The organism is Homoserinimonas flava (genome assembly GCF_054969005.1).
In genome coordinates this window covers 1-26,959 of sequence record NZ_JBUEQS010000001.1, presented here as the reverse complement: position 1 = coordinate 26,959, position 26,959 = coordinate 1, and the positions used below count along the sequence as shown (strand labels likewise).

Annotated in this window: 27 protein-coding genes; 9 read left to right on the top strand and 18 right to left on the bottom strand. The window is 66.5% G+C overall.

The features are described from left to right. Window positions 1-49 precede the first annotated feature (49 nt). Complete coding sequence (locus ACY48M_RS00135) at window positions 50-1,534, top strand: PspC domain-containing protein (RefSeq protein WP_462818221.1); 1,485 nt, start codon at window positions 50-52, stop codon at window positions 1,532-1,534. Continuing rightward, window positions 1,534-1,854, top strand: a complete 321-nt coding sequence (locus ACY48M_RS00130) for a hypothetical protein (protein WP_462818220.1) — start codon at window positions 1,534-1,536, stop codon at window positions 1,852-1,854. The genes ACY48M_RS00135 and ACY48M_RS00130 overlap by 1 nt, the downstream gene beginning before the upstream one ends. A gap of 8 nt (window positions 1,855-1,862) precedes the next feature. On the opposite strand, the gene guaB is transcribed toward ACY48M_RS00130, so the two are convergent. Beyond that, entirely contained in the window at window positions 1,863-3,365 is a 1,503-nt protein-coding gene (gene guaB, locus ACY48M_RS00125; protein ID WP_462818219.1) for an IMP dehydrogenase, read from the bottom strand. Between the two features lie 250 nt (window positions 3,366-3,615). On the opposite strand from guaB, the gene ACY48M_RS00120 reads away from it, so the two are divergent. Genes ACY48M_RS00120 through ACY48M_RS00105 form a run of 4 tightly spaced genes read left to right on the top strand, consistent with a single transcriptional unit; the run spans window position 3,616 to window position 7,687 of the window. After that, entirely contained in the window at window positions 3,616-4,932 is a 1,317-nt protein-coding gene (locus ACY48M_RS00120) for a branched-chain amino acid ABC transporter permease (RefSeq protein ID WP_462818218.1), read from the top strand. Window positions 4,933-4,942: 10 nt separating this feature from the next. Beyond that, window positions 4,943-5,923, top strand: coding sequence for a branched-chain amino acid ABC transporter permease (locus ACY48M_RS00115; RefSeq protein ID WP_462818217.1), 981 nt, complete (start codon window positions 4,943-4,945; stop codon window positions 5,921-5,923). Then, window positions 5,913-6,920 (top strand): ABC transporter ATP-binding protein, encoded by a 1,008-nt coding sequence (locus ACY48M_RS00110; protein ID WP_462818216.1) that lies wholly within the window; start codon window positions 5,913-5,915, stop codon window positions 6,918-6,920. Before ACY48M_RS00115 ends, ACY48M_RS00110 begins: the two co-directional genes overlap by 11 nt. Beyond that, a complete protein-coding gene (locus ACY48M_RS00105; protein ID WP_462818215.1) occupies window positions 6,917-7,687 on the top strand; it encodes an ABC transporter ATP-binding protein in 771 nt (256 codons plus the stop codon). Before ACY48M_RS00110 ends, ACY48M_RS00105 begins: the two co-directional genes overlap by 4 nt. A gap of 60 nt (window positions 7,688-7,747) precedes the next feature. Here ACY48M_RS00105 and ACY48M_RS00100 read toward each other — a convergent pair whose 3' ends face one another. The 4 genes from ACY48M_RS00100 to groES form a co-directional block, all read right to left on the bottom strand. Beyond that, complete coding sequence (locus tag ACY48M_RS00100) at window positions 7,748-9,025, bottom strand: ABC transporter substrate-binding protein (RefSeq protein WP_462818214.1); 1,278 nt, start codon at window positions 9,023-9,025, stop codon at window positions 7,748-7,750. A gap of 168 nt (window positions 9,026-9,193) precedes the next feature. Continuing rightward, window positions 9,194-10,438 (bottom strand): ABC transporter substrate-binding protein, encoded by a 1,245-nt coding sequence (locus tag ACY48M_RS00095; protein WP_462818213.1) that lies wholly within the window; start codon window positions 10,436-10,438, stop codon window positions 9,194-9,196. Between the two features lie 77 nt (window positions 10,439-10,515). After that, a complete protein-coding gene (rarD, locus tag ACY48M_RS00090; protein ID WP_462818212.1) occupies window positions 10,516-11,454 on the bottom strand; it encodes an EamA family transporter RarD in 939 nt (312 codons plus the stop codon). 78 nt (window positions 11,455-11,532) lie between these two features. Then, entirely contained in the window at window positions 11,533-11,829 is a 297-nt protein-coding gene (gene groES, locus ACY48M_RS00085; protein WP_108517758.1) for a co-chaperone GroES, read from the bottom strand. Between the two features lie 170 nt (window positions 11,830-11,999). Between groES and ACY48M_RS00080 the strand changes: the two genes are divergently transcribed. After that, window positions 12,000-13,187, top strand: coding sequence for a THUMP-like domain-containing protein (locus ACY48M_RS00080; protein ID WP_462818211.1), 1,188 nt, complete (start codon window positions 12,000-12,002; stop codon window positions 13,185-13,187). A gap of 25 nt (window positions 13,188-13,212) precedes the next feature. Here ACY48M_RS00080 and ACY48M_RS00075 read toward each other — a convergent pair whose 3' ends face one another. The 9 genes from ACY48M_RS00075 to glmS form a co-directional block, all read right to left on the bottom strand. Continuing rightward, complete coding sequence (locus ACY48M_RS00075) at window positions 13,213-13,734, bottom strand: DUF4190 domain-containing protein (RefSeq protein WP_462818210.1); 522 nt, start codon at window positions 13,732-13,734, stop codon at window positions 13,213-13,215. A gap of 78 nt (window positions 13,735-13,812) precedes the next feature. After that, a complete protein-coding gene (locus ACY48M_RS00070) occupies window positions 13,813-14,178 on the bottom strand; it encodes a DUF4190 domain-containing protein (RefSeq protein ID WP_462818209.1) in 366 nt (121 codons plus the stop codon). Window positions 14,179-14,279: 101 nt separating this feature from the next. Beyond that, window positions 14,280-15,335, bottom strand: a complete 1,056-nt coding sequence (gene tsaD, locus ACY48M_RS00065) for a tRNA (adenosine(37)-N6)-threonylcarbamoyltransferase complex transferase subunit TsaD (protein ID WP_462818208.1) — start codon at window positions 15,333-15,335, stop codon at window positions 14,280-14,282. Further along, on the bottom strand, window positions 15,325-15,831 hold the full coding sequence (gene rimI / locus ACY48M_RS00060) for a ribosomal protein S18-alanine N-acetyltransferase (RefSeq protein WP_462818207.1): 507 nt from the start codon (window positions 15,829-15,831) through the stop codon (window positions 15,325-15,327). The genes tsaD and rimI overlap by 11 nt, the downstream gene beginning before the upstream one ends. Further along, window positions 15,828-16,463 carry a tRNA (adenosine(37)-N6)-threonylcarbamoyltransferase complex dimerization subunit type 1 TsaB gene (gene tsaB, locus ACY48M_RS00055; RefSeq protein WP_462818206.1) on the bottom strand — a complete coding sequence of 212 codons (636 nt, stop codon included), beginning with the start codon at window positions 16,461-16,463 and terminating at the stop codon, window positions 15,828-15,830. Before tsaB ends, rimI begins: the two co-directional genes overlap by 4 nt. Continuing rightward, window positions 16,463-16,933 (bottom strand): tRNA (adenosine(37)-N6)-threonylcarbamoyltransferase complex ATPase subunit type 1 TsaE, encoded by a 471-nt coding sequence (gene tsaE, locus ACY48M_RS00050; RefSeq protein ID WP_462819219.1) that lies wholly within the window; start codon window positions 16,931-16,933, stop codon window positions 16,463-16,465. The genes tsaB and tsaE overlap by 1 nt, the downstream gene beginning before the upstream one ends. After that, window positions 16,930-18,033 (bottom strand): alanine racemase, encoded by a 1,104-nt coding sequence (alr, locus tag ACY48M_RS00045; RefSeq protein WP_462818205.1) that lies wholly within the window; start codon window positions 18,031-18,033, stop codon window positions 16,930-16,932. Before alr ends, tsaE begins: the two co-directional genes overlap by 4 nt. Then, window positions 18,030-18,404 carry a holo-ACP synthase gene (locus tag ACY48M_RS00040; RefSeq protein ID WP_462818204.1) on the bottom strand — a complete coding sequence of 125 codons (375 nt, stop codon included), beginning with the start codon at window positions 18,402-18,404 and terminating at the stop codon, window positions 18,030-18,032. Before ACY48M_RS00040 ends, alr begins: the two co-directional genes overlap by 4 nt. A 3-nt stretch (window positions 18,405-18,407) precedes the next feature. After that, window positions 18,408-20,264 carry a glutamine--fructose-6-phosphate transaminase (isomerizing) gene (gene glmS / locus ACY48M_RS00035; protein WP_462818203.1) on the bottom strand — a complete coding sequence of 619 codons (1,857 nt, stop codon included), beginning with the start codon at window positions 20,262-20,264 and terminating at the stop codon, window positions 18,408-18,410. Window positions 20,265-20,330: 66 nt separating this feature from the next. Here glmS and coaA point away from each other — a divergent pair, with 66 nt between their 5' ends. Next, a complete protein-coding gene (gene coaA / locus ACY48M_RS00030; RefSeq protein ID WP_462818202.1) occupies window positions 20,331-21,278 on the top strand; it encodes a type I pantothenate kinase in 948 nt (315 codons plus the stop codon). A 52-nt stretch (window positions 21,279-21,330) separates the two neighbouring features. Here the strand turns inward: coaA and glmM are convergent, their stop codons facing one another. The 4 genes from glmM to ACY48M_RS00010 all read right to left on the bottom strand — a co-directional run bounded on the left by glmM (window position 21,331) and on the right by ACY48M_RS00010 (window position 24,823). Then, entirely contained in the window at window positions 21,331-22,698 is a 1,368-nt protein-coding gene (gene glmM, locus ACY48M_RS00025; protein WP_462818201.1) for a phosphoglucosamine mutase, read from the bottom strand. A gap of 25 nt (window positions 22,699-22,723) precedes the next feature. Continuing rightward, window positions 22,724-23,209: a 30S ribosomal protein S9 gene (gene rpsI / locus ACY48M_RS00020; RefSeq protein ID WP_462818200.1), complete on the bottom strand. Its 486-nt coding sequence runs from the start codon at window positions 23,207-23,209 to the stop codon at window positions 22,724-22,726. A gap of 32 nt (window positions 23,210-23,241) precedes the next feature. After that, window positions 23,242-23,688 (bottom strand): 50S ribosomal protein L13, encoded by a 447-nt coding sequence (gene rplM, locus ACY48M_RS00015; RefSeq protein WP_462818199.1) that lies wholly within the window; start codon window positions 23,686-23,688, stop codon window positions 23,242-23,244. A gap of 193 nt (window positions 23,689-23,881) precedes the next feature. Beyond that, complete coding sequence (locus ACY48M_RS00010) at window positions 23,882-24,823, bottom strand: tRNA pseudouridine synthase A (RefSeq protein WP_462819218.1); 942 nt, start codon at window positions 24,821-24,823, stop codon at window positions 23,882-23,884. A 10-nt stretch (window positions 24,824-24,833) separates the two neighbouring features. Here ACY48M_RS00010 and ACY48M_RS00005 point away from each other — a divergent pair, with 10 nt between their 5' ends. Then, window positions 24,834-26,744, top strand: coding sequence for an acyltransferase family protein (locus ACY48M_RS00005; RefSeq protein WP_462818198.1), 1,911 nt, complete (start codon window positions 24,834-24,836; stop codon window positions 26,742-26,744). Window positions 26,745-26,959 lie beyond the last annotated feature (215 nt).

Here is a 26,959-nt window from a genome sequence, read left to right as displayed (position 1 = left end):
GGGTGGTCCCCCATGGCACGACCTTGGCCTGGGTCGCCACGATGGGGGCATGACGAACGACACCCCTCCCACCCCGCCGACTCCTTCGGCAGCCCCGGCCCCCGACGCCGGCTTCTTTGGCTGGCTTCGCGGCCTCGGCATCGTGCGTGAGCCTGGCTGGCTCGGCGGCGTCGCGGCCGGACTCGCCGCACGCATCGGCATTGACCCCATCATCGTGCGCGGCGTCATCGTCGTGCTCGGCGTGCTGGGCGGGCCCGTGCTCTTTCTCTACGCTGTCGCGTGGCTCCTGCTGCCAGACTCTGTCGGCCGCATCCATCTCCAAGAGGTGCTGCGCGGCACCTTCGACCGGGCTATCGCTGGCATCGCCGTGCTCGTGATCCTGTCGGCGCTGCCGTTCGGTAGCGGCTCGCCGTGGTGGGGTTTCGATGACGGACCGTGGTCGGTCGGCACGGTGATCGGCACCGTCACCTGGACCATCGTGCTCGTCGGCGCCGGGATCTGGCTCATCGTGTGGCTCGCGAACCGGCCATCGACCAGCGCTGCGCCGGCGGCGTCGAGCGAGCAGGCATCGTCGGATGCCGCGGCTCCCGCCACCGCGTCACCCTTCGCCGCAGCATCCGCCCCCGCGGGTGCCGCGTACGGCGCAACCACGGCCGCCCAGCCCGCTGGCAGCGCCGAACCTGCGGCCCCACCGGCACCACCGTCGAGCGCGGATGATGCCGAGCTGGCGTCGTGGCGCGAGCAGCAGGCGCAGTGGCGCCGCGAGCATGACGCGTGGCGGGCCCAGCAGGCTGCGGATACGCGGGCGGTGCAGCAGCAGAAACTGGCGGAGGATCGCCGCCGCCGCCAGGAGGAGGCTGCCGAGCGCAATCGCATCTATCGCGAGAAGGAGGAGCGGACGCGCCCCAGCTCGGCGTTCACGCTGATCGCGTTCGGCGTTGCCCTCCTCGCCGCCGGCGCCACGGTGCTCGCGCTGCTCGATGCCGACATTTCGAGCACGTCACGCATCATGGCTGCGCTTGCTGCGGCGTTGGCGGTGTTCGCGCTCGCCATCATCGTCAACGGCGTTCGCGGTCGTCGCAGCGGCGGTTCGAGTGCCGCCGCGATCATCATCGTGATCTCCCTGCTCCTCACTGGGGCGGGCGGCTGGATCCGGGGTCCGATCGTCTCCGACCGCACGATCGCGTGGTCTCCCGTCGCCGACGACGGTCAATCGGCCTCGCGCACGGTCGTGAGCGGTGACGTCGATCTCGATCTCAGCGACTACTTCGCCGACGGCACGGTGCAGCGCGGCTCGATCGACCTGTTCGTCGTGAGCGGCAATGTCGACATCGTGATGCCGGCGGATGCCGATGGCCGCGTTGAGGTCGACGTCACGAGTGGTGCCATCAGCGTCGATGACGATCGCGACGACGCTGGCGCCTTCGCCGGCACCGTCGTCGACTACGAGTCGCGCACCGGTGGCGACAACCGTCGGCTCACGGTCGATGTCTACGTCGTCTCTGGCAACGTCACCGTGAATCAGGCCGACTGATGACCACCGAACAACACCCCAGCGAACAGCCCGAGGCCGACGCGGCCCAGACAGAATCGAAGCCAATCATGGACGACACCACCACCTCCACCGCACACCTGTCCGCAGAGGCGGCCGCACCGGCGACCCGGCCGGCCCGCGGGTCGACGATCACGTGGGGCATGCTTCTGCTCGTCATCGCCGCGCTATACACCGCGGGGCTGCTCGTCGACTTCGACCTCGTCGATCCCGTGCAGACCGTCGCGTGGGGCGTCACCGGGCTCGGCGTTGTCGTCGTGATCGTCGGGCTCATCGCAGCGGCGACTCGCAGTCGCAGCTGAGCGCGAACCTAGCTCCGGTAGTTCGGTGCCTCCACGACCATCTGGATGTCGTGGGGGTGCGACTCCTTGAGCCCCGCGGCGGTGATGCGCACGAACTTGCCCTTGTGGCGCAGCTCGTCGATCGTGCGGGCACCGACGTAGAACATCGACTGGCGGAGGCCGCCGAGCAGCTGGTAGGTGACCGTGGCGACGGGGCCGCGGTAGGCGACCTTGCCCTCAATGCCCTCCGCGATGAGCTGGTCGTCGCTCGGAACGTCCGCCTGAAAGTAGCGGTCGCGTGAGTATGACGTCTTCTTGCCGCGGGTCTGCATGGCCCCGAGCGACCCCATGCCGCGGTAGCTCTTGAACTGCTTGCCGTTGACGAAGATCATGTCGCCTGGGCTCTCGTCGGTGCCGGCGAGGAGCGAGCCGAGCATGACGGTCTCGGCACCCGCGACGAGCGCCTTCGCGATGTCACCCGAGTACTGCAGGCCGCCATCGGCGATCACGGGGACCCCAGCCTCACGTGCGGCGAGCGATGCCTCGTAGACCGCGGTGACCTGGGGCACACCGACGCCGGCGACGACGCGGGTCGTGCAGATCGAGCCAGGCCCGACACCAACCTTGATCGCGTCAGCCCCCGCATCGACGAGCGCCTGGGCGCCAGAGCGGGTCGCGACATTTCCGCCGATGATGTCGATGCCATTGAAGGCCGAGTCACCCTTGAGCTTGCGGATGATGTCGATCTCACCTTTGGAGTCGCCGTTGGCGGTGTCGACGACGATGACGTCAACTCCCGCTTCAGCGAGCGCACCGGCCCGCTGCCAGGCATCGCCGAAGAAGCCGATGGCGGCTCCGACCCGCAGGCGACCCTGTTCATCCTTGGTCGCGTAGGGATACTGCTCGGTCTTGTCGAAGTCCTTCACGGTGATGAGACCCGTGAGGCGTCCGCTCTCGTCGATCAGCGGCAGCTTCTCGAGCTTGTGCTGCGCAAAGATCGCGATGGCGCCGTCCGGGTCGATTCCGGTGGGCGCCGTGATGAGCGGCATCTTCGTCATGACGTCGCGGACGAGGGTGCTCGCCTTCTCGAACGGCGAGACGAACCGCATGTCGCGATTGGTGATTATGCCGACGAGGCGTCCGTCACCCTCGACGACGGGGAGGCCAGAGACACGGAACTGCCCGCACAGCGCGTCGACCTCGGCGACGGTGGCATCCGGTGTCGTCGTGACGGGGTTCGTGATCATGCCCGACTCTGAGCGCTTGACCTTGTCGACGTATGCAGCCTGGTCGGCGATCGAGAGGTTGCGGTGCAGCACGCCGAGTCCGCCCTGGCGCGCCATTGCGATTGCCATACGCGCTTCAGTGACGGTATCCATGGCGGCCGAGATGAGGGGCGTGTTGACCCGGATGTTTCGCGTGAGCCGCGAGGAGGTGTCGACTTCGCTAGGGATCACATCCGTGTGCCCTGGCAGCAGCATGACGTCGTCGTAGGTGAGTCCGATGAAACCGAACGGGTCCGGCTGGTCCATGGTTCCCCTTTTGTTTGAGAGTCGGCGAAAAACGCCCGGAATTGCGGGCGAGGGGTGCCGGTGAAGCAGCAACGATTCCCGGTGATTCATCTTAACGGGTTCGCGCTGCCGGTATTCCGCGGCCATAATTACCCAACAGCGATGTGCCGGGTCCAGAAACACCCGCGTCACAATCGCCAGGTAACGTCAGCGTCGACGGTGCGTGACCTAGGGATAACCCGTCCCGAGATGCCACTGCCTTGGAGGATCAATGAGCTTCACCCGCAGGCCCCGTCCGCGCCGCGCACGATGGAGAGTCGTAACGCTCGCCACGTTCGTCGGGGCATTCATGCTGCTGGGCACACCAGCCATGGCCGACGAGGTCGGTGAAGACGACCCCTACAAAATCAGCGGCAACGTGCAACTCGACGGCGAGCCGCTTGAGGATGTTCGCCTCACCATCACGGGCGACGGCGTTGACCTCGAGGTCGACACGGATGCCGAAGGGCAGTGGCGCGCGGGCGTTCCCGAGCGCGATACCTACACCGTGACGCTCGACGAGTCGACCCTGCCCGACGGCATCGCCGTCGTTGACGACACGGGGGCCGATGAGACTCCGAACGAGAAGGAGGTCGAGATCGGGCCAGGCGGCCGCGTCACGATGAACTTCTTCATCGGTGAGGGCGAGCGCAACGTCACGAGCTTCGCCGACCAGCTCATCTCCCGCACGATCAACGGCCTCAACTTCGGCCTGATGCTCGGGCTTGCCGCGGTCGGCATCTCCCTTGTCTTCGGCACGACTGGCCTCTCGAACTTCGCCCACGCCGAAATGGTGACCTTCGGCGCCGTCATGGCGCTCCTCTTCGGCGTGACCATGTCGCTGCCGATGTGGGCCGCGATCCCCATCGCCGTGATCGTGAGCGCCGCCTTCGGGTGGGCGCTCGATGCTGGCCTATGGAAACCCTTGCGAACGCGAGGGCTCGGCATCGTGCAGCTCATGATCGTGAGCATCGGGCTCTCGCTCGCGCTGCGCTATATCTTCCAGTACTACATCGGTGGCGGCACGCTCCAGCTGCCAGGCTCAAACACGGCGAAGATCACCCTTTTCGGCACGGTGCAACTCTCGTGGATCGACATGGCCAGCATGGGGGTGAGCGTCGCCGTCATCATCGCCTTCGCGGCATGGCTCATGCTGAGCCGCATCGGCAAGGCGACACGGGCGGTCTCCGACAATGCCTCGCTCGCCGCGGCATCCGGCATCGACGTCGACCGGGTGGTGCGGATCGTCTGGATTGTCGCCGCGGCCATGGCCGGCCTCTCCGGCGTGCTCTACGCCTACTTCCGGCCCGGCATCAAGTGGGACATGGGGGCACAGATTCTGCTCCTCGTCTTCGCCGCCGTCACCCTCGGCGGGCTCGGCACCGCATTCGGAGCCCTCATCGGCGCGATCATCGTCGGCGTCATGGTCGAGATCATCGGCCTCTGGATTCCGTCAGACCTCAAGTACGTCGGCGCGCTCGGTGTGCTCATCCTGGTGCTGCTCTTCCGACCGCAGGGCATCCTCGGTCGCAGAGAGAGAATAGGTTAAGGGGCCCATCATGGACTGGCTGACAATCTTCGGAAACACCGCTTCCTCCCTCATCGGGCCCGCAACGCTCGGCTACGCCCTCGCGGCGATCGGCCTCGCAGTGCACTTCGGCTTCGCCGGACTCCTCAACATGGGTATCGCGGCCTATATGGCCATCGGCGCCTACGGTTACGCGATCTCGATCCTCACCTTCGGGCTCCCGTGGTGGGCAGGTGTGCTTATCGCGATGGTCTGCTCGGTGCTCTTCTCGCTCATCCTCGGCATCCCAACGCTTCGCCTTCGCGGCGACTATCTCGCGATCGTGACGATCGCCGCGGCCGAGATCGTGCGCCTCTTGTTCCTCTCGACGACGTTCGACGAGTACACGGGTTCGGCCGATGGCCTCAGCGGCTACCACACGAGCTTCAGAGAATCGAACCCCATCCCGGAGGGGATGTACGGGTTCGGCCCGTGGGAGTACAACGCCAACGGCTGGTGGGTGCGCATCATCGGCATCGCGCTCGTGCTCATCGCCGTGCTCATCGTCTGGGCCATCATGCGGAGCCCCTGGGGCCGCGTGCTCCGCGGCATCCGCGAAGACGAAGACGCCGTGCGCTCGCTCGGCAAGAACGTCTTCTCATACAAGATGCAGGCGCTCATCCTCGGTGGCATTTTCGGCTCGCTCGGCGGGATCGTCTACGCACTCCCGTCATCGGTGAACCCTGGCGTCTACGTGACCTCGCTGACCTTCTTCGTGTGGACCGCGCTCCTGCTCGGTGGCGCTGCGACGATCTTCGGACCGGTGCTCGGCGCCGTGCTGTATTGGGTCGTGCAGACCCTGCTCAGCAACATCCTTCCGGCGCTCGTGACGGCGGGGCTCCTGCCCTTCATGACGACGAGCCAGTCGCAGACGCTCCGCTTCATCCTCGTGGGTATTGCCCTCATGTTGCTGGTGATATTCAGACCGCAGGGCATCCTCGGCAACAAGAAGGAGCTGACCTTTGTCAAGTGACGCGATTGTTCCAGAAACCACGCCAACGGCTCGAGTGAAATCAACCGGGCTCCACTCGGGCGAGATCCGGCCCGGTGTCGCCAAGGTCGATCCCATCGTGGTCGCCGACGGCGTCAAGCGCACCTTCGGCGGCCTGACCGCGGTCGACGTCGAGCACCTCGAGATCCCCCGCAACGCCATCACGGCCCTTATCGGCCCGAACGGGGCTGGCAAGACGACCCTCTTCAACCTCCTCACGGGCTTCGACAAGCCGGATGCCGGAACGTGGACGTTCGAGGGCAAGTCCCTCTCGGGCGTCCCAGCGTTCAAAGTGTCGCAGCGGGGCCAGGTGCGCACCTTCCAGCTCACCAAGTCGCTCGGCCTGCTCACGGTGCTCGAGAACATGAAGCTCGGAGCCAAGGGCCAGCGTGGTGAGTCGTTCTTCGCGGGGCTCTTCCCGTGGATTTGGCGCAAGCAGGAGGAGGAGTTCGAGGTCAAGGCCCTCGAACTACTCAAGCGCTTCAAGCTCGACACGAAGAAGGATGACTTCGCGGCAAGCCTCTCCGGTGGCCAGCGCAAACTGCTCGAGATGGCTCGTGCTCTCATGAGCGACCCCACCCTCGTCATGCTCGACGAGCCGATGGCCGGTGTGAACCCGGCCCTCACGCAGTCGCTCCTCGAGCACATCCTCGACCTCAAAGATCAGGGCATGACCGTGCTCTTCGTTGAGCACGACATGCACATGGTGCGGCACATCGCCGACTGGGTCGTCGTCATGGCCGAGGGCAAGGTCGTCGCCGAGGGTCCGCCAGAAGATGTCATGAAAGACGCCGCCGTCATCGACGCCTACCTCGGCGCCCACCAGGACGTCGACCTCGGCGTCGTCACGGGTCGCTACGCGGGCGACGAGGCGGAGACCGCCGCCGCCGCCGAGACCGCCGAGAAGCTCGCTGCCGAGATTAAGCAGGAGCACGAGGCGGATGCCGCAGCACATAACAAGCGGAAGGGCACCGAATGAGCCTCCCAACGACCGACCAGAGCACACCGGCTGCCGCGCCAACAGGAGCGATCGTCGTCGAAGTCAAGGACCTCACGGCCGGGTATTTGCCCGGTGTCAACATCCTCAATGACGCGAACCTCATCGCACGCCAGGGCGAACTCATCGGCATCATCGGCCCCAACGGCGCCGGCAAGTCGACGCTGCTCAAGGCGATCTTCGGCCAGGTGAAGATCCGTGGCGGATCAATCTCACTCAACGGAGAAGAGATCACGGGGCTCAAAGCCAACAAGCTTGTCGCCAAGGGTGTCGGCTTCGTGCCGCAGAACAACAATGTCTTCCCGAGCCTGACGATCGAAGACAACCTCAAGATGGGGCTGTATCAGAACCCTGGAATCTATAAGGAGCGCCTCGAGTTCGTCGTGAGCATCTTCGGTGAGCTCGGCAAGCGCCTCAAGCAGCGCGCCGGTTCGCTCTCCGGTGGCGAACGCCAGATGGTGGCGATGTCGCGCGCGCTCATGATGGATCCGCACGTCATGCTGCTCGACGAGCCCTCTGCCGGACTTTCGCCTGTGCGCCAGGATGAGGCGTTCATCCGCGTCTCCGAGATCAACAAGGCCGGGGTGACGACCATCATGGTCGAGCAGAACGCGCGCCGCTGCCTGCAGATCTGCGACCGCGGATACGTGCTCGATCAGGGCCGCGACGCCTACACGGGGACCGGTCGTGAGCTGCTCAACGACCCCAAGGTCATCGGACTCTACCTGGGAACACTCGGCCAGGACTAAACGCCAGTCAATGACAAAGGGCCCGGGTGCGGATGCACCCGGGCCCTTCGTTCACTGTGCTCAGCCGGTGTAGGCCGAGTAGGTGTTGTCTTCACCGAACTGGTAGATGCCGATCGTCGCCTCGGTCGGGTCGCCGACCTCGTCGAACGTGATCGGGCCGGAGATGCCGTCGTAGTCGGCGGTCTCGCCAGAGTTGAGCAGCTCGGCACAGTCGACGAACGTCGTGCACTTCTCGCCCGGCTCCTCGTTGCCGCCTGAGACCTCCTGCAGCGCGGCAGCAATGTCGGTGGCCTCAGTCGAGTTCGCCTTCAAAGCACCGAGCGCAAGGAGCATCACGGCGTCGTAGGACTCGGCGCCGTAGGTGTACTCGCTGAGCTCGTCGTTGCCGTCCTCAACCCAGAAGTCGTTGAGCTCGGTCGTGAAGTCCGCGAGGTCATCGACGTTGGTGCCGGGGAAGGTTCCCTTGGCACCGGCGAGGGCGCCGGGCTCGAACTCTTCACCGAAGTTGGCAAGGTTGCCATCGACGAAGTAGAGGTTCTCTGCATCGAAGGAGCTGAGGATGCTCGGAAGCATCGTCTTAACCTCCTCGAACGTGATCAGTGCGATCGCGTCCGGGTCAGCAGCGAGGACCTCGTTGATCTGCGCGTCGAAGCTCGTGTCGCCAGTGTTGTACGACGACGTTGCGACGACCTCACCGCCGGCGGCCTCAAAGGCCTCCGTGGTGTACTTCTCGAGGCCCGTGCCATACGAGTCGTTGAGCACGATGAGGCCGAGCGTCTGGTGCCCGTCCTCTGCGATGAGGTTTCCGAGGACCTCACCCTGCAGAACGTCAGACGGTGCGGTACGGAAGTACAGGCCGTTGTCGTCGTACGAGGTGAAGGCGTCAGAGGTGTTCGCCGGCGAGAAGAGGATCGTGTCGGCTGCGACGACCTGATCGATGAACTGCAGCGAGACACCAGACGACGCGGCGCCGATGATGGCCGACACGTCTTCGCCGAGGAGGCGAGGAATCTCGGTCTCGTAGGCCTTGTTGTCGGTGTCTCCCGAGTCACCCTCGACGATCTCGACCTGGATGCCAAGGTCTGCCTCGTTGATCTGTGCCGCGGCGTACTTGACACCTGCAACCTCGGGCGGGCCGAGGAAGGCGAGGTTGCCTGTGATGGGGAGCGCAGTGCCGATCTTGAGGGTGAGGTCTTCACCGTCGGTGCCGCCACCGGTGCCGCCGTCCTCGGCGGCACAGCCGCTCAGCACGAGTGCCATAGCGCCCAGGCCTGCGACTCCGGCGTAGAGGGCTCTGCGCCCGCGCGAACCGGCCTTTGCCTTCGCGAATACGCTCATGTTGCTCCTTGCGTTGTGAATGTGATGAAAAACACGGCAGAAAACTGCCGTCTTGCAACGGTATGTCCAGCGAGGTTCCCGCACAATACCTCCGTGTTACGGGGCGGTAACATGCTCAAAAGCCCCGTAATCGCCGCTATGGGAGCGCGAACATCGTTCCGGCACCTTCTACCCCGTCAGGATGTCGCCCGTCGCTACTGGGCGGTTGTCCGCTCCATAGGTGTGGAGGCGATACACCGCTGCTGACGGATCGCCGTTCGAATCGAGGTCGAGCGGGCCAGAGACACCGTCGTAGTCGATGTCGTCACGAGACTCCAAAACACTGAGGCATTCTCCGAAACTCAGGCACTTGATGCCTCCGCCAGAGACGTCGAGCGCAGAGTAGGCGATCGAACGACCGCCATCGTCGTCGGCCGTCACGCTCGCGAGTGCCGCGAGCACGGTCGCGTCGTATGCTTCAGCGGCGTACCGCACGTCGGCGAGCCCTGGGTCCATGGAGCGCACTCGCGCCGCGAAGCCCTCATCGACAGCGCGACCATCGAGCAGCCCGCGGGCACCCTCCAGAGTGCCGGCCGCAAGGAGCTGCGAGTAATCAGCAAGGTTGGAGCTCGTGAGCCAGAGCGCGTCGGCGGTGATGCCCGCTCCCACCAGGCCGGCGAGCAGCGCGGCGGTCGTCTCGGAGACGGAGAACGGGCTCGACACGACGACGGCCTGCGGGGCCGACTCTGCGATGAGATCGACGAGCGCCGCGACATCCGTCTCGGCGGTGAAGGTTTCGTCGACGGTCACAATGTCGCCCGCTGCATCGATGAGGGCCGCGCCGACGGCGGACGAGTTCGCATCGTCGAACGAGACTGATGCGATGGATTCGACACCCTCTTCGGCGAGCACGGATGCAATCGCACGACCCTGCAGGGCCGCCGACGGCACCGTGCGCAGCAGGAGACCATTGTCGTCGAGCGTGGAGAGCACGGGCGCTGTCGCGGAGGGTGAAATCAGTGCGATGCCGTCAACCATCGCAAGGGGAAGGATGCGTTCCGAAAGCACCGACGAGGCCGGGCCGATAATGACATCGACCTCGTGCGCGACAAGTTCGGCATAGGACGTCTCGATCGTGGTGGTGTCGGCGTCGCCGGAGTTGCGGTGGAACACCTCGACCGGCACGCCGAGCACCCCGCCGGCCTCATTGATCTCCCGCACCGCAAGCTCCACGCCCGCGACTTGCGCAGGCGAAAGGAAGGCAAGCTCACCAGAGGTCGGCATGAGTGTGCCGATGCGCACAACACCGTCACCGGATGCCGCCGGTGGGCTTGGCCGCGGCGATGCCGTCGGGGTGACGATCGGGTCAGCAGAACACGACGAGAGCACCATGATGGCGGCAACCGTGCAGACCGCAGCACGCACGCGTGACATGGCTCTTCCTCTTCTCGAATTACGCCCTGGCCGACGCTCTCGTGGGCGCCGCAAGCACCACGAACCCTACCGAGAGATCAGCCGAGCTCCGGCAAGGCGCGGCGCGATAGCCGGCCCTCCTTGAGCATGTCCACCGTCAGGACGGTGATCGCGAGCCACACAATGCCGAAGCCCGCCCAGCGCTCCGGCGGCATCGACTCGCCCAGGATGAAGGCGCCGAGGATGAACTGGAGCACGGGGGCAAGGTATTGCACGAGCCCCATGGTGACGAGCGGCAGACGCCGGGCGCCCGAAGCGAACAGCAAGAGGGGCACCGCGGTGACGGCTCCGGAGAGCACGAAGAGCAGCGCATGCCCGGTGCCGTTACTCCCCACTTCGATGCCCGGGCCGGCTGCGATGACGCCGATGACGATGCCGGCGGGAATCGCGAGCCAGAGCGTCTCGACCGTGAGGCCGGCGAGTGCGCCGATGCGGGGACCCGCCTGCTTCTTGATGAGCCCGTAAAGCCCGAACGTCACCGCGAGCACGAGCGAGATCCAGGGGATCTCCCCATAGCCGACTGCGAGGACGACAATCGCGACGACGCCGAGGCCCACCGCCACCCACTGGAGCGGCCGCAGCGACTCGTGGAGTAGCAGCACCCCGAGCAGCACCGTGAAGAGCGGATTGATGAAGTAGCCGAGCGACGACGCGAGCACCTGCCCATCGAGGGCAGCGAAGACGAAGACGAGCCAGTTGACCGCGATGAGCGCCCCGGCGACCCCCATGATGAGCAGCAGTCTCGGCGAGGTCACGACCGCGACAACACTCGGCCACGAGCGCGTCACGGTGAGCAGCACGGCACAGAAACCGAGCGAGAGCAGGATGCGACCCGCAACGATCTCGAACGGGCTCGACGGGGCCAGGAGAAGAAAGAACGCTGGCATGAAGCCCCAGAGCCCGTAGGCACCTGCCGCGTAGAGCAGACCGGAGCGCCGTTGCATCCGCGGGTCGGCTTGGGCGGGTGCTGGGCTCACTCATGAATGCTAACCGCCGCACAACGACGAAGGCCCGCCCGGCGTGAGCCGAGCGGGCCTTCGTGCAAGAAATGCGCTTTAGCGCACGACCACCGCGAGCACGTCGCGGGCCGAGAGCACGAGCAGGTCGTCGCCGCCGTACTTGACCTCGGTGCCGCCGTACTTGGAGTAGATCACCTTGTCGCCGACTGCGACATCGAGCGGGATGCGGTTGCCGTTGTCGTCGATGCGACCGGGGCCGACCGCCACAACCTCGCCCTCCTGGGGCTTCTCCTTGGCAGTGTCAGGAATGACGAGACCAGAAGCAGTGGTCTGCTCGGCTTCGACCTGCTTGATGACAATGCGATCTTCGAGCGGCTTGATGGACACCGACACGGTTGACCTCTTTCTGAAGTACGTGAAGAAACTTGGGGTTAGCACCCTCACGGGGAGAGTGCCAGAACAACTGTACCGGTCGCACTGGCACTCTTGCAATCCGAGTGCCAATCCGCCGCCCGAAGACCACCCCGTCACCTTCACGACAGGCGGTCCTGAATAATGAACAGATGGATGCTGCGGAGCTCGCCGAATTGCTCACCCCCGAGGGTCTCCGGCTGCTCGATTCGCTCCCCGCATACGAGAACTCCACGGATGTCGTGCGCCTCGTGAGCGAGCTGCGCGGGGCTGGCCACTCCCCCGGACTCGTCGCCGCCGTGCTCACCCAGTCGAAGCTGCGGCGCCGCGCGCAGGCAAAGTTCGGGCCGTTCGCCGAGCGCATGCTCTTCACCGAGGCCGGTCTCGAGCAGGCGACCCGGTTGAGCGTCGCCGCGCGGCACGCCGAGCGTTTCCGCGCCGCGGGCGCGCGTCGGGTCGCCGACCTTGGCTGCGGCATCGGCGCCGACTCGCTTGCGCTGGCCGCCCTCGACCTCGGGGTGCTCGCGGTGGAGCGAGACGAGCCGACGGCCGCGATCGCCGCCTACAATCTCGCACCGTGGTCATCCGTGACCGTACGGCATGCCGACGCAGAGTCGACCGCGCTCGACGATGTCGATGCCGCGTGGCTCGACCCGGCGAGGCGCAACGATCGCGGGCGCCTTCACGACCCGGCCGACTGGTCACCGTCACTCGACTTCGCGTTCGGGCTCGCCGAACGGATGCCGGTGGGGGTCAAGCTCGGGCCCGGCGTCGACCGCGAGGTGATCCCCGCCGAGGCCGAAGCGCAGTGGGTCTCGGTCGATCGTGACGTTGTCGAGCTCGGTGTGTGGTTCGGTGCGGCAGCACGGCCGGAGGTGCGGCGCGCCGCGCTCGTCGTCGCCGCTCACGGTGCCGCCGAAATGACGGCCGATGCTGACAGTGCCGATGTCGAGGTTGGCGCACTCGGCGAATATCTCTATGAGCCGGATGGTGCGGTCATTCGAGCCCGGCTGATCGGCGATCTCGCCCGGCAACTTGACGGCCGCATGGTGAGCGACGATATCGCCTACATCTCGAGCGATCTCGCGGTCGACACACCGTTCGCAGCCCGCTTTCGCATCGTCGCGCAGTTTCCCCTCGACGAACGCCGACTGAAGCGTGAGCTTCAGGTGCGCGGCATCGGACGCGTGGAAATCAAGAAGCGCGGGGTCGACATCGACCCGGCCGCCCTCCGGCGCCGCCTAGCACCGCGGGGAGATGGCGAAGCCACCCTCGTGCTCACGAGGGTGGCCGGTCGCCGCGTGGCGCTGCTCGCCGAGCGTCAGATCACTCAGCGCTAAGCGCTCAGCGTCAGAGCGCGGAAGCTCAGAAACTCGATGACGAGTCTGAGAACGCCAGGACAAAGATGACGACCCAGAACAGCAACCACAACAGGTTGAGGCCGAGGCCGACGTAGCCGGTGATGATACCGGTCAGCCAGAGCGGCTTCGCGTGCGGCTCCTTGCGCTGGCCGAGGTGGCCGAAGATGACACCGGCGATGGCCGGAAGCAGACCCCAGCCGAAGGTGCCGAGCACGACACCGATGATGCCCGTGATCATCGCGGTGAGCGAAAGCCCCTTGGGCAGGACAGGCCCCGACTGGTATGGGGAGGCGGCATAAGGCTGCTGGCCGCCGTATGGCTGCTGAGCGCCGTAGGCAGGCTGCGCCGGCTGCTCGGAGGCGCCGTAGGGCTGCTGCGGCGTGCCCGGCCCGTAGGCGGGCACCGCGGGAGCGGCCGGCGGGGTCGATGTTGCGGGTGCAGCCGGAGTGGCCTCGGGCGCCGGGTGGCCGGCATCCGTTGGCGGGTTCGGCACAGGAGGAACGTTCTCAGGCTCGTTGGTCGTCATGAAGCCATTGTGTCTGATGGAGCCCAACAACAACAAAGGGTCCGCACCAAGCGGCGCGGACCCTGTGCTCTAAAGCAATCAGTACGAGTAGCTCGTGCTGTACTCGCCGAGCGCGACGACCGCGATCGTGCTGATGATGACGAACAGCAGCGTCAGCGCGAGGCCGATGAATCCGGTGATGAGGCCGGTGAGCCAGAGACCCTTGGCCGCCTGCGGCTCCTTCTTCTTGCCGAGGAAGCCGGTGACGATCGCGGCGATCGGCAAGAAGATGCCAATTAGGCCGACGAGCGACAGGAAGCCAATCCACGAGCCGAGAAGGCCGAGAATACCGGTGATGAGGGAGATGATGCTGAGGACGGGAGCCTTCTGACCGGTTGCGCCACCGGCTGGGGCTGCGGAGTACGGCGTGGGCTCCGGGGGTGCGGCCGGGGTGGATTCAGACACGAGAGTCTCCTTGATAATTTGGCAGTCCTGATTGAGTGCGGTGCCATCGTGGCATCGTGCCCATCCGAGTGTCAATCGCGACACCCCTTCGTCTCCCGACGTTACGCCTGGATGCTCGTGACAGGGAGAGTCGAATCCGCGCCGAATCCCATCCCCGAGGGGGGCCGTCCGGCCGAGACGAGTTGCGCCCCGAGCGCGGCGATCATCGCACCGTTGTCGGTGCAGAGCGAGAACGGCGGAATCCGGAGGGCGATCCCCGCAGCCGCACAACGCTCCTCGGCGAGCGCCCTCACGCGGGCGTTCGCGACGACGCCACCGCCGAGCAGGAGCCGTGGCACGCCAAGATCGCGACAGGCATTGACCGCCTTCGTGAGCAACACATCGGCGACCGCCTCGCGGAAGCTGGCCGCGACATCCGCCACCGGCACCTCCTCACCCGCGTCGCGCCGCTGCTCGACCCAGCGGGCGACCGCCGTCTTCAGCCCGGAAAACGAAAAGTCGTAGCGGTGCCGCTCCATATCTTTTGGCAGGCTCAGCCCTCGCGGAAACCTGATCGCCTTCGGGTCACCGAATGCCGCGGCGCGATCAATTTCTGGGCCCCCGGGATACGGCAACCCGAGCAGGCGTGCCACCTTGTCGAATGCCTCACCGGCGGCATCGTCGATTGTTTCGCCGAGAAGCTCGACGTCGCTCACGAGGTCGCGCACAAGCAGCAACGACGTGTGGCCACCAGACACGAGCAGCGCGACGGTCGGATACTCGACCTCGTGGCCCGCGAGCACGTCGGCACCGACATGACCGACGAGATGATTGACGGCGTAGAGCGGGGTATCGAGCGAAATCGCGAGTGCCTTCGCCGCGCCGACACCGACCATGAGGGCGCCGGACAGGCCAGGCCCGCTCGTGACGGCGATCGCGTCGAGCTCAGCGAGGGTGACGTTCGCCTCGGCGAGCGCAGCGGTGATGGTCGGGGTCATCGCCTCGAGGTGGGCTCGTGCTGCAATCTCCGGAACGACGCCGCCGAAGCGCGCGTGCTCATCCATCGACGATGCAATGACGTTGGCAAGGAGAGTCGTGCCGCGCACGATGCCGACACCGGTCTCGTCGCAGCTCGTCTCAATGCCGAGCACGAGTGGCCCCGCGGTTTTAGTGCTCATGGCTCGCTCCCGTCGTGAAGGCGGCGCTGGGCTCGGTGAGCTGGCAGCGCATGACGATCGCGTCGACGCCGTCCGGTTGGTAGTAGCGGGGTCGCACCCCGATGATTTCGAAACCAAGCAGGGCGTAGAGCGCCTGCGCCCCCGGGTTGTCGGCCCGCACTTCGAGAAACACCTCGCTCGCGCCTCGCTGCCGCGCCTCCGTCATGAGGTGCTGCATCATGGTGCGGCCGAGCCCGGAACGTCGGGCATGCTCCGCCACCGCGATGGTCTGGATGTCGGCCTGCTGCGCCGAGACGGGGGCCAAGAGTCCGGCATAGCCGTCGATGGTGTCACCGGTCTCGTCATCGCGCAGCGCGACGAAATAGAGGGTGTGCGGGCTCGACAGCTCCGCCGCCATCGCGGACGCCGACCAGGCATCCCTCGCAAAGGTCGAAGTCTCGAGCTGCATGATCGCTGCAAGGTCGTCGGCGCCCGCCCGCCGCAACAGCCAGGTCATGAGCTCACACGTTTCGGTGCACTCGCGAGCGTGACATCCGGCGAGCGCAAGTACAGCGGCTCCCTGCCCGCGAGTTCGCGACCGTGCGCGTGGAGCAGCTCTGCAAGCATGCCGAGGTCGCCCGCCGACACCGGCGCATCGTCGAGGCGCTCGTAGCTCCCGAACGCATCGACCGCCGCAGGCAGCCCATCGGGGGCGGTGAGACCTGGGCCTGCCGCGCGCACGGGGATGCCCTCGGGGTCGGCGCCGGAATATGCCGACCAATAAACCTCTCGGCGGCGCGCATCCGTCACGACCAGCAGCGGGCCGTCGCCACCGCGTGCGTAGTGGCTGTAGGCGATGGCGTCGTGGCTGTTCACCCGCACGGCCGGCCGGTCAGCGCCGAGCGCGAACGTCTGCGCTGCTGCGATGCCGACGCGGAGACCAGTGAACGGGCCAGGACCCATGCCCACTGCGACACCGGACAGGTCGGTTACGGCGACAGCAGCGTCGGTGAGGGCGCGGGTGATGAGGTCGCCGATGACCTCAGCATGCCGACGTGTGTCTGGCTCGGTGTGCTCGGCAATCACGCCCAGGTCGCGGTCGACAACGGCGACCGTCGTGCCGCCAGAGGTGTCGATGGAGAGGAGCATCAGTCCAGCCTAATGTCGCGCCACCGCGCGCCACGGCCCTCGATGCGCACCACCCGTGGCTCGACACCCTCCTCCGATTCGACCCCGCCGATGGGGCGCCGGATGCCGATCTCGAGCCACTCGTCGACCACCGCGTCGAGCATCCCGGCCGCCCACTCGACGACAACAATGGATGCCGCAAAGTCGATGTCGAGATCGTCAAGCTCGGCCGGGTGGCCCAAGCGATAGGCATCGACGTGCACGAGCGGTGGCCCGCCCACGAGACTCGGGTGGGTGCGGGCAAGCACAAAGGTGGGGCTCGTCACTGCCCCCCGCACGCCGAGCGCCTCACCGAGACCCCGCGTGAAGGTCGTCTTGCCGGCGCCAAGCTCACCGTTGAGGGCGATGACATCACCGGCGCGGAGTTCGCGTGCGATGCGGGCACCGAGTTCGCCCATCGCCTCGGGCGTCTCGATGGTGCGCTCGATCATGACTGCCACGTGCGGGTGACTCTCGGGCCGATGCGCGTCACAATCTCATAGTTGATGGTGCCAGCGGCGGCAGCCCAGGCGTCCGCCGTCGGAACCCCCTCGGCAGGATCGCCGAAAAGCACCACACGGTCACCGATCTCGACCCTCGCTGCGCCAACATCGACGACGAACTGATCCATCGCGATGCGGCCAGACACCGTGAAGCGTGCTCCGTTGATCATCACTGGCCCAGCATTCGAGGCCTGGCGGGGAATGCCGTCGGCATAGCCGAGCGGCACCAGCGCGAGCGTCGTCTCAGCGCGCGTCCGATAGGCAAAGCCGTATGAGACTCCGGACCCGGCAGGAACGCGCTTGACCGCGGCAACCGGTGCTGACAGCCGCATGGCGGGCACGAGCCCGAGGGTCGCAGCGTCGCGATCATCAAACGGCGAGAGTCCATAGATGCCGATGCCAAGCCGCACGAGGTCGAATCTCGCCTCGGGCACGTCGATTGCGCCAGCCGTCGCGGCGAGGTGGCGCCATTCGGGTGCGAGGCCCGCATCGCGCGCAGCGGCCACCGCCTCTTCGAATGCGGCGACCTGCGTGAGGTCTTCGTGTCGGCCCGCGTTCGCCAGGTGCGAGAACACCCCGGCGACACGGAGGCGGCCCTGGCGTTCGAGCGTGGCGGCACGACTGAAGAGCCCGGGCCACAGGGCCCGCTCGGCGCCATTGCGGCCGAGACCCGTGTCGACTTTGAGGTGCACAGTGGGCGTGGCATCCGTCGCCGCCACGCGCTCGAGTTGCTCTGGGCGGCTGAGCCCCAGCTCGATGCCCGCTTCGGCCGCGGCAGCGAAGTCTTCGTCGGGCGCGTGCAGCCAGGCCATGATCGGCTGGGTGATGCCCGCCTCCCGCAGTGCGAGAGCCTCGCTGATGTCGGCGACTCCGAGTCGCTCGGCTCCGCCCTCGATCGCCGCCCGCGCCGATGCGACGGCGCCGTGCCCGTATCCATCGGCCTTCACGACCGCCATGGCTGGGACGCCGCCCGCGAGGGCACGGAGCCGCTCGACGTTCGCACTGATCGCCGAGAGCGACACGGATGCCTCACGCAGCACCCCGCTCACCGGGCACCGCCCTCGGCGATGACGTAGGCGATGGCGAGTCCTCCGTCGTGGCTCATCGAGAGGTGGAAGGTTGTGATGCCGCGGGCACCCGCAATCGCGGCGATGTTGCCGTGCAGCTCGAACGATGGGTTTCGGTGTTCATCGGAGACAACGCGCATGTCGTGCCACCGCATGCCGGTCGAGTCGCCGACGGCTTTGATGAGTGCCTCTTTTGCGGCGAAGCGCGCCGCGAGCGAGCGCAGAGGTCGCCGGCGGTCACGATCCCACTGTTCGCTCTCGGCGAACAGGCGGTCAAGCAAACGTGGGGTGCGGCTCGCCGCCCGCTCGAAGCGGGCCAGGTCGACGAGATCGACCCCCACCCCGAGGATCACCGGCTATTCCACCGTGACGGACTTGGCGAGGTTGCGCGGCTGGTCGACATCCAGCCCCTTCGCCGAAGCGAGCTCGAGCGCAAAGATCTGCAACGGGATGACCGCGAGCAAGGGCTCGAACAGCGTGTCAGCGAGCGGCACCGGGATCACAACGTCGGCGTAGGGCAGCACCGCTGCGTCACCCTGCTCAGCGATCGCGAGGATGCGCGCACCGCGCGCACGAATCTCCTGAATGTTCGAGACGACCTTCTTGTGCAGTGAGTCTGCCGCGCGCGGACTCGGCACCACGACGAACACCGGCACGCCAGGCTCGATGAGCGCGATGGGGCCGTGCTTCAGCTCACCGGCGGCGAACCCCTCAGCGTGAATGTAGGCAATTTCCTTGAGCTTCAGGGCACCCTCGAGGGCGACAGGAAACCCGACGTGGCGACCGAGAAAGAGCACCGAGCGCGTGTCGGCCATCCAGCCGGCGAGCTGCTTGATCGTCTCGTGCTCCTCAAGCACGGTCGACATCTTTTCGGGCAGCGCCTGCAGTTCGGCAACAGCATCGGCAATCTCGCTCGCGGAGAGCGAGCCACGCGCGGTCGCGATGTGCAGGCCGAGGAGGTAGAGCGCGACGACCTGGGCGACGAACGCCTTCGTCGATGCGACCGCGACCTCCGGCCCCGCGTGCGTGTAGATGACGGCATCCGACTCGCGTGGGATGGTGGCCCCCTGCGTGTTGCACACCGAGACGGTGCGCGCGCCATTCTCGCCCGAGTACTTCACCGCCATGAGGGTGTCCATGGTTTCGCCAGACTGGCTGATCGACACAACGAGGGTCGTCGGGGTGAGGATCGGGTCGCGGTAGCGGAACTCGTGCGCCAACTCGACATCGACAGGCACCCTGGCCCACTTCTCGATCGCGTACTTGGCAAGCATGCCGGAATAGTTCGCCGTGCCGGCGCCGACGATAACGATGCGGTCAATCCCGCGGAGCGCCCCGTCGCCGAGCTCATCGAGTTCGCTGAGATGCACGGCACCGTCGACCGCACGGCCGAGCAACGTCTTGGCGACCGCCTCCGGCTGCTCGGTGATCTCCTTCGCCATGAAGCTCGACCAGCCGCCCTTCTCGGCGGCAGAAGCATCCCAGGCAACCTCGAAGGCCTTTGCCTCGACCGGGTTGCCGTCGAAATCGGTGACGGTGACGCTGTCGGGCGTGATGATCGCGAGCTGATCCTGCCCGATCTCCATGGCGCGATGGGTGTGCTCGACGAATGCTGCGACATCCGAACCCAAGAAGTTCTCGCCGTCACCGAGACCGATGACGAGCGGGGAATTGCGACGGGCACCGACGACGACGTTTGGCTCATCGACGTGCATGACGAGCAACGTAAAGGCACCGTGGAGGCGCGCGACAACCGAGCGCAGCGCCTCGGCGAGGTTGCCGGTCCGCGCATAGGCGCGGCCGACGAGCAGGGCCGCGACCTCACTATCGGTCTCGCTCAGGAACACGGTCGATGCGTCCTCGTCGATGAGCTCCTGCTTGAGCTCGGCGAAGTTTTCGATGATGCCGTTGTGAATGAGCGCGAGCTTTCCCTCGTCGCCGAGGTGCGGGTGCGCATTGCTGTCGGTTGGCCCGCCGTGGGTCGCCCAGCGCGTGTGGCCGATGCCGGTCGCACCGTTGGCAAGCGGATGCTGCTCCAACTCATCGGCGAGCATCTGCAGCTTGCCCGCCTTCTTGCGGGTGTCGAGCGTGCCATCGACGCCAAGCACGGCCACGCCCGCGGAGTCGTAGCCCCGGTACTCGAGGCGGCGCAAACCGCCCATCAGCACCTCAATGCTCTTGTTGGTTCCGACATAGCCCACGATTCCACACATGGGCCCGATTCTATGCCAGCCGGGCTGCGCGAAGGCCCGCCCACACTGCCGGTAGGCTTCAAGGCGATGTCCGATCCCAATTCGGGCGCGCCCAGCAGTTCCCCCTTCGTCGAGATCGAGCGGGCCGCGTGGGCAGAACTCGCCCCATCGACCCCCCTCCCCCTCACCCCCGAGGAGATCGTCGGGCTGCGCGGACTCGGTGACATGCTCGAGGTCGACGAGGTCTCCGACGTCTACCTGCCGGTGAGTCGACTCATCAACCTCTACGCCGTCGGGGCGCAACAGCTTCACTCTGCGACAAGCGCGTTTCTTGGCGAACGCTCCCCCAGCACCCCGTTCGTGATCGGCGTCGCGGGCTCGGTCGCGGTCGGCAAGTCGACGATCGCGCGCTTGCTCCGCGTGCTGCTCTCCCGCTGGGATACCACCCCGCGGGTCGCGCTGCTCACCACCGACGGCTTTCTCCTGCCAAACGCCGAGCTTGAGCGCCGCGGGCTCATGCAACGCAAAGGCTTTCCCGAGTCATACGACCGACGCGGTCTCCTCCGCTTCGTCACGCAGGTCAAGAGCGGGGTCGATGAGGTCAGGGCGCCCGTCTATTCGCATCTCACCTACGACATCATTCCGGGCGCTGAAGTCGTTGTGCGTCGCCCTGACATCCTCATCGTCGAAGGGCTCAACGTGCTGCAGCCACCGCAGTCCGGCGGCAAACTTGCCGTGAGCGATCTCTTCGACTTCAGCATCTATGTGGATGCCCGCACCACCGACATCACCCGGTGGTACGAGGAGCGCTTCCTCACGCTGCAGCGCGGGGCCTTCACCGACCCCGAATCGTACTTCCATCGTTACGCGAGCCTCGATGAGGAGCAGGCACGGGCGACCGCGTCCGACATCTGGAACCGCATCAACCTGCCGAACCTCGCCGAGAACATCCGGCCGACACGATCACGTGCCACCCTCGTGCTGCGCAAAGACGCCCAGCACCGCGTGCACAAGATCCTGCTCCGCAAGATCTGAACAAGGCCGCCGGTTGAGTAGGCCCGCCAGGGCCGTATCGAAACCCGGAACGCTAGATGTCCGCAAGCTCCTGCCGCACCGTCTCAGCCAGCTCTTCGGCCGCCTGCTGTGCGGTCTCCTGATCGGCCGCCTCGACCATAACGCGCACCATCGGTTCGGTGCCAGAGGGGCGCAGCAGCACACGTCCGGTCGCGCCGAGGCGCTCCTCCCACGCCGTTACGGCCGCGGCCACGCCCGCATTGCCCGCGAGCTTCGCGCGGTCGACACCGCGCACGTTGATCATCACCTGCGGATACACCGTCATGACGGCGGCAAGCTCGGCGAGCGATTTGCCCGTTCTCGCCATCTCGGCCGCGAGTTGCAGACCGGTGAGGATGCCGTCGCCGGTCGTCGCATGATCGCTCATGATGACGTGGCCGGACTGTTCGCCGCCGAGGTTGAGGCCATGCTCGTCGAGTGCTTCGAGCACGTAACGGTCTCCGACCGCCGTGAGCACCATATCGATGCCGTGCTCCTCCATCGCGAGGCGCAGACCGAGGTTGCTCATGACGGTCGCCACGAGCGTGTCCTTCTTGAGCAGGCCGCGCTCCTTCAGAGCGAGGGCGAGGATCGCCATGATCTGGTCGCCATCGACGGTCGCGCCCGTGTGGTCGATCGCGAGACAGCGGTCGGCATCGCCGTCGTGCGCGATGCCGAGGTGAGCACCGTGGGCGACGACAGCCTCCGAGAGACGTTCGAGGTGCGTCGACCCCACACCATCGTTGATGTTGTAGCCGTCTGGGTCTGCACCGATCACGGTGACGCGAGCACCCGCATCCGTGAACACTTGGGGCGAGACACCGGATGCCGCACCATGGGCGCAGTCGAGCACGACATGGATGCCCTCAAGGCGCGCCGGAAGCGTGGAGAGCAGATGCAGCACATAGCGGTCCTCAGCGTCGGCGAAGCGACGGATGCGGCCCACCTCAACGCCCGTCGGTGCCAGCTTTTTCTGCTTCGTGAATGCGCTTTCGATCCGATCTTCAACGACATCCGGTAGCTTGACGCCACCGACGGCGAAAATCTTGATGCCGTTGTCATCCGCAGGGTTATGTGATGCCGAAATCATGACGCCGAAGTCCGCGCGGATGTCGGCGATGAGAAAGGCGGCGGCGGGCGTCGGGAGGACACCGGCGTCAAGCACGTCGACTCCCGAACTCGCGAGCCCGGCAGCCACAGCGGCTGAAATGAACTCGCCCGAGATACGGGGGTCGCGCGCGATGACGGCGGCGGGTCGACGACCGGAGGCGCGGCGACCGTCGGCCACCCTGCCCTTGCCAAGCACGACGGCAGCCGACTGCGCGATACCGAGCGCGAGCTCGACTGTTAGGTCGCGGTTCGCGAGTCCTCGAACGCCGTCAGTGCCGAACAGCCGAGCCATTCCGTTGCCCGTTTCCGGAGCGGGATTAGCGCTTCGAGAACTGCGACGCCTTGCGGGCCTTCTTGAGACCGGCCTTCTTGCGCTCGATGACGCGAGCGTCACGCGTGAGGAAGCCGGCCTTCTTGAGCGCGGGACGGTTGTTCTCACGGTCAATCTCGTTGAGCGAGCGCGCGATCGCGAGGCGAACGGCACCGGCCTGGCCCGAGGGGCCACCACCCGTGACCTTGGCGATCACGTCATAGCTGCCGAGCAGGTCGAGCACCTTGAAGGGGTCGTTGATGAGCTGCTGGTGCAGCTTGTTGGGGAAGTAGTCAGCGAGCTCGCGGCCGTTGACCACGAAGGTGCCGCTGCCCGGGACGATGCGCACGCGGGCGATGGCCTGCTTGCGACGACCGACGGCGGCGCCGGGCACGTTGAGGATTGCGCGAGGAGCCTTGGGCGCCTCAGAAGCGGGGGTCTCGGTCGAGAAGCTCTCGGGAGCCTGGTCGATGGAGTCTGCGATCTTCGCCATTATCTGGAAATCCTTATTTCTGACGGCCGGCGCTACTGCGCGACCTGGCCGAGGGTGTAGGTCTTGGGCTGCTGCGCAGCGTGGGGGTGCTCTGGGCCCGAGTAGACCTTGAGCTTGGTGAGCTGCGCGCGACCGATCGAGTTCTTCGGCAGCATGCCGCGGATCGCCTTCTCGACGGCGCGCTCTGGGCGCGTTTCGAGGAGCTCTGCGTAGCTGGTGGCCTTGAGGCCGCCCGGGTAGCCCGAGTGGCGGTAGGCCTTCTTCTGCAGAAGCTTCGAACCGGTCAGCGCCACCTTGTCGGCGTTGATGATGATGACGAAGTCGCCCATGTCCATGTGAGGAGCAAAGGTCGGCTTGTGCTTGCCGCGCAACAGGGTCGCTGCGTGGCTGGCGAGACGGCCAAGCACGACGTCAGTCGCGTCAATGATGATCCATTCGCGCTGGACATCGTTGGGCGTGGGTGAGAATGTGCGAGTCACAGGAGTGCTGCTTTCTGATCGAGTGAGGTGTTCGTGAATCCCACTCCGGTGGTCGGTTCGCGCATCGATGACACGTGAACGGGCCGGTGGAGGGCTCATGATCGGGTGCCGCGCACGGAGACGCAGACACCAAGGGTCTACTGTAGTCGAGCTCGCAGCATCCGGTCAATTCGGTCGACGTGCGCCCGACCGCTCAGTCGATCGCTTCGCGACGCGCCCTCGTCTGCTGCGCTCTCGCCGCGAGCTCGTCGTTGGGCGGATACCCGACCTCGACGAGGGTGAGACCTTTCGCCGGCATGACCTTGAACTCGCTCCCCCGCTCACGCTCGGCGAGGATGCCCCCCACCCGGCCTGGTTCGAGTGCGCCCTGGCCCGCCGAGACGCAGGCCCCGACGATGGAACGAACCATGCTGTGACAGAAGGCGTCGGCCTGCACCTTCGCGACGAGCACCCCCTCCGCGTTGCGTTCCCACGAGAACTCCTGCAGCGTGCGGATCGTCGTCGCACCCTCCCTCGGCCGGCAGTATGCGGCAAAGTCGTGGAGGCCGAGCAGCTCAGCGGCGGCCTCGTTCATGCGGCGCTCATCGAGCCGCGCCGGGATCCAGACCGTGTTGTGGCGCACCAGCGGGTTGCGCTGCACCGCGGCATCCCCCACCCGGTATTCGTAGCGTCGCCAGATCGGCGAGAAGCGCGCATCGAAACCTTCGGGCGCGACAGCGCTCCTGTGGATGACAAAGTCACTCTCGAGGCCGGCGATGCCGTTGATCCGGCGAGCGAGCGACTCGGGGCCATCCGCATCGCCAGTCCGCGCGGCGGCCGATCCGCGCGTGCCCGGCCGACGCTGCAGCGACAGGCATGCGAGCTGCTCCAGAGTCAGGTCGATGTGGGCCACCTGCCCGGTCGCGTGCACCCCGGCATCCGTGCGACCGGCAACGACAAGGCGCGGTGCCGGCGGATGCCGGCGCAAGAGCACACCGATGGCCGACTCGATCTCGCCCTGCACTGTGCGCAGAGCGGTCTGGCGCGCCCAGCCGCTGAACCCGGAACCGTCGTACGCGATGTCGAGGCGGAGGCGCGTCAGCTCGCTCGAGTCTCCAGAATCCACAGCCCCGATTCTACGAGCCCCGGCTAGCATCGTTTGAGCCATGACCGCCACGCCGAGCACGACCGAGACGAGCACCGCCGGGCCCGGGGGAACCCGTTTCGGCGGACTCGACGGGCTTCGGGCGATTGCGGTGCTCGTCGTCATCGTCTACCACCTCGGCTCGGGCATCCTTCCCGGTGGCTTTATCGGCGTCGACATTTTCTTCGTCATCAGCGGGTTCCTCATCACAGCGCTGCTCCTTCGCGAGCGCGAGCGCACCGGCTCGATCCACCTCGGGCAGTTCTGGGTACGCCGGGCGCGCAGGCTTCTTCCTGCCATCGTCCTTCTCGTCATCGTGTGCAGCACGGCCGCGTGGATGATCGGGGGCGACGTCCTCGTCGGACTCGGCCTCCAGGTGCTCGGCGCCGCAACCTTCAGCAGCAACTGGATCGCGGTCGCCGCAAGCCAGAGCTACTTCGACGACGCGACTCCGGAGCTCTTCCGCAACCTCTGGTCACTCGCCGTCGAAGAACAGTTTTATGTCGTGTGGCCCCTCCTTCTTCTCGCCATTGTGCTGCTGCCGCGACGGTGGATGCGCGTCGGCACGCTCCTCGGCGCCGCGGCCGCCTCGGCCATCGCCATGGCAGTGATCGTGACCCCCGGCGACGCCACACGGGTGTACTTCGGCACCGACACCCACAGCTTCGGGCTCGCCCTCGGCGCCGCTCTCGCATTCGGTGCGACCACCATGAGCAAGCGCACGGCGCTCACCCGCCTGCTCCAGGCGTTCGGATGGATCTCCGTCTCAGGGCTGCTCATCGCCTCGGCGCTCATGCACGATGGTGACGCCTTCACCTATCTCGGCGGCCTACCGTTCGTCGCCATACTCACCGCCGTCGCGATTCTCGCCGCCATCCAACCCGGGTCGCGCCTCGCCCGCACGCTCGACATCCGGCCCCTGGCCTGGATCGGCGAACGATCGTACGGGCTCTACCTCTGGCATTGGCCGGTGTTCGTGCTCACGGTGGCCGCGACCGCCGGGTTCGCGTATGACCCTGTCGGCCGCTGGGTCGTTGCCGGCGTGGCGCTCGTGATCACCGTCATCGCCGCACAGTGTTCGTACGCCCTCGTCGAGCAGCCCATCAGACAGCTCGGGTTCCGCGGCGCCCTCAGCGCGGCGTGGAACGGTGTGCGACTGGCGGGCGGGCGCCAGCGAGCCCGGCGCATCGTTGCGGCTGCAGCATCCGTTCTCGCGGTTGCTGCACTCGTCGCAGGCACGGCTGGTGCCATCGGGGCTGACCCCGGCACGGGGACCGTGCAGCAGCAGATCCAGTCGGGTAGCGACGCGATCGAGGATGCCGCGGCTCCCCCCTCGGCAGCGCCGGACGCCGACGCTGACCCCAACGCTGGCGCTGACGCTGAGCCGCCAGCGCCCGTCATCCCAGGGGGCGATCAGATCACGGCGATCGGCGACTCAGTCATGCTCGCGTCGGCAGTGTCGCTCCAGAGTGTGTTCCCTGGGATCGACATCGATGCCGCGGTGTCGCGGCAGTTCTCGAGTGCGCCCGAGCTTATCGAGGCCCGCATCGACGCCGGCACACTCCGACCGATCGTGCTCCTCGGGCTCGGCACCAACGGGCCAGTCGATCAGGCCACACTGAGCGAAGTGCGCGAGCTGCTCGGCACGGAGCACCAGCTTGTGCTCGTGAACGTCTACGCGCCCCGTCACTGGACCGAGGGGGTCAACGGCACCCTCACCTCATTCGCTCAGCAGTACCGCGATGTCGAACTCGCCAACTGGCGTGACTCGATCAGCCCGCAGCTGACGCTCCTCGCGCGAGACCAAATCCACCCCGGCGACGCCGGCGGCCTCGTCTATGCTGCCGCGGTGCAGGATGCGCTGCAGCGCCTCGCCGAATTGCCGCCCGTCGTCGGCCCGCGCGACTACGGGCTCGCCCCGCAGCCCACCTGAACCACGTCGGCGTCGCAGCAGAAGCGCCGTCTGCTGGAACGACGAAAGCCCCGCTCACATGAGCGGGGCTTTCGGAGTGTGCAGTCGCGACTAGTTGTAGTTCCTCGGGACGTTGTGATCGGGTGAGATAGCGAAGACCTCCGGGCAGGATGTGGGTTACCACACTCGCATCTTCAACCGGAGGTCTTCGTGACTCACGCTAATGCCCCGTTCGC

Coding starts and splice junctions, on each gene's coding strand:
- coaA (WP_462818202.1), top strand. CDS start 20,331: ATGTCCGATCCCAATTCGGGCGCGCCCAGCAGTTCCCCCTTCGTCGAG.
- rimI (WP_462818207.1), bottom strand. CDS start 15,831: ATGACCTGGCTGTTGCGGCGGGCGGGCGCCGACGACCTTGCAGCGATC.
- ACY48M_RS00005 (WP_462818198.1), top strand. CDS start 24,834: ATGACCGCCACGCCGAGCACGACCGAGACGAGCACCGCCGGGCCCGGG.
- tsaE (WP_462819219.1), bottom strand. CDS start 16,933: ATGATCGAGCGCACCATCGAGACGCCCGAGGCGATGGGCGAACTCGGT.
- ACY48M_RS00100 (WP_462818214.1), bottom strand. CDS start 9,025: ATGAGCGTATTCGCGAAGGCAAAGGCCGGTTCGCGCGGGCGCAGAGCC.
- guaB (WP_462818219.1), bottom strand. CDS start 3,365: ATGGACCAGCCGGACCCGTTCGGTTTCATCGGACTCACCTACGACGAC.
- ACY48M_RS00130 (WP_462818220.1), top strand. CDS start 1,534: ATGACCACCGAACAACACCCCAGCGAACAGCCCGAGGCCGACGCGGCC.
- glmS (WP_462818203.1), bottom strand. CDS start 20,264: ATGTGTGGAATCGTGGGCTATGTCGGAACCAACAAGAGCATTGAGGTG.
- ACY48M_RS00010 (WP_462819218.1), bottom strand. CDS start 24,823: ATGCTAGCCGGGGCTCGTAGAATCGGGGCTGTGGATTCTGGAGACTCG.
- ACY48M_RS00105 (WP_462818215.1), top strand. CDS start 6,917: ATGAGCCTCCCAACGACCGACCAGAGCACACCGGCTGCCGCGCCAACA.
- glmM (WP_462818201.1), bottom strand. CDS start 22,698: ATGGCTCGGCTGTTCGGCACTGACGGCGTTCGAGGACTCGCGAACCGC.
- ACY48M_RS00115 (WP_462818217.1), top strand. CDS start 4,943: ATGGACTGGCTGACAATCTTCGGAAACACCGCTTCCTCCCTCATCGGG.
- ACY48M_RS00120 (WP_462818218.1), top strand. CDS start 3,616: ATGAGCTTCACCCGCAGGCCCCGTCCGCGCCGCGCACGATGGAGAGTC.
- tsaB (WP_462818206.1), bottom strand. CDS start 16,463: ATGCTCCTCTCCATCGACACCTCTGGCGGCACGACGGTCGCCGTTGTC.
- ACY48M_RS00135 (WP_462818221.1), top strand. CDS start 50: ATGACGAACGACACCCCTCCCACCCCGCCGACTCCTTCGGCAGCCCCG.
- ACY48M_RS00075 (WP_462818210.1), bottom strand. CDS start 13,734: ATGACGACCAACGAGCCTGAGAACGTTCCTCCTGTGCCGAACCCGCCA.
- tsaD (WP_462818208.1), bottom strand. CDS start 15,335: ATGAGCACTAAAACCGCGGGGCCACTCGTGCTCGGCATTGAGACGAGC.
- ACY48M_RS00095 (WP_462818213.1), bottom strand. CDS start 10,438: ATGTCACGCGTGCGTGCTGCGGTCTGCACGGTTGCCGCCATCATGGTG.
- rpsI (WP_462818200.1), bottom strand. CDS start 23,209: ATGGCGAAGATCGCAGACTCCATCGACCAGGCTCCCGAGAGCTTCTCG.
- ACY48M_RS00080 (WP_462818211.1), top strand. CDS start 12,000: ATGGATGCTGCGGAGCTCGCCGAATTGCTCACCCCCGAGGGTCTCCGG.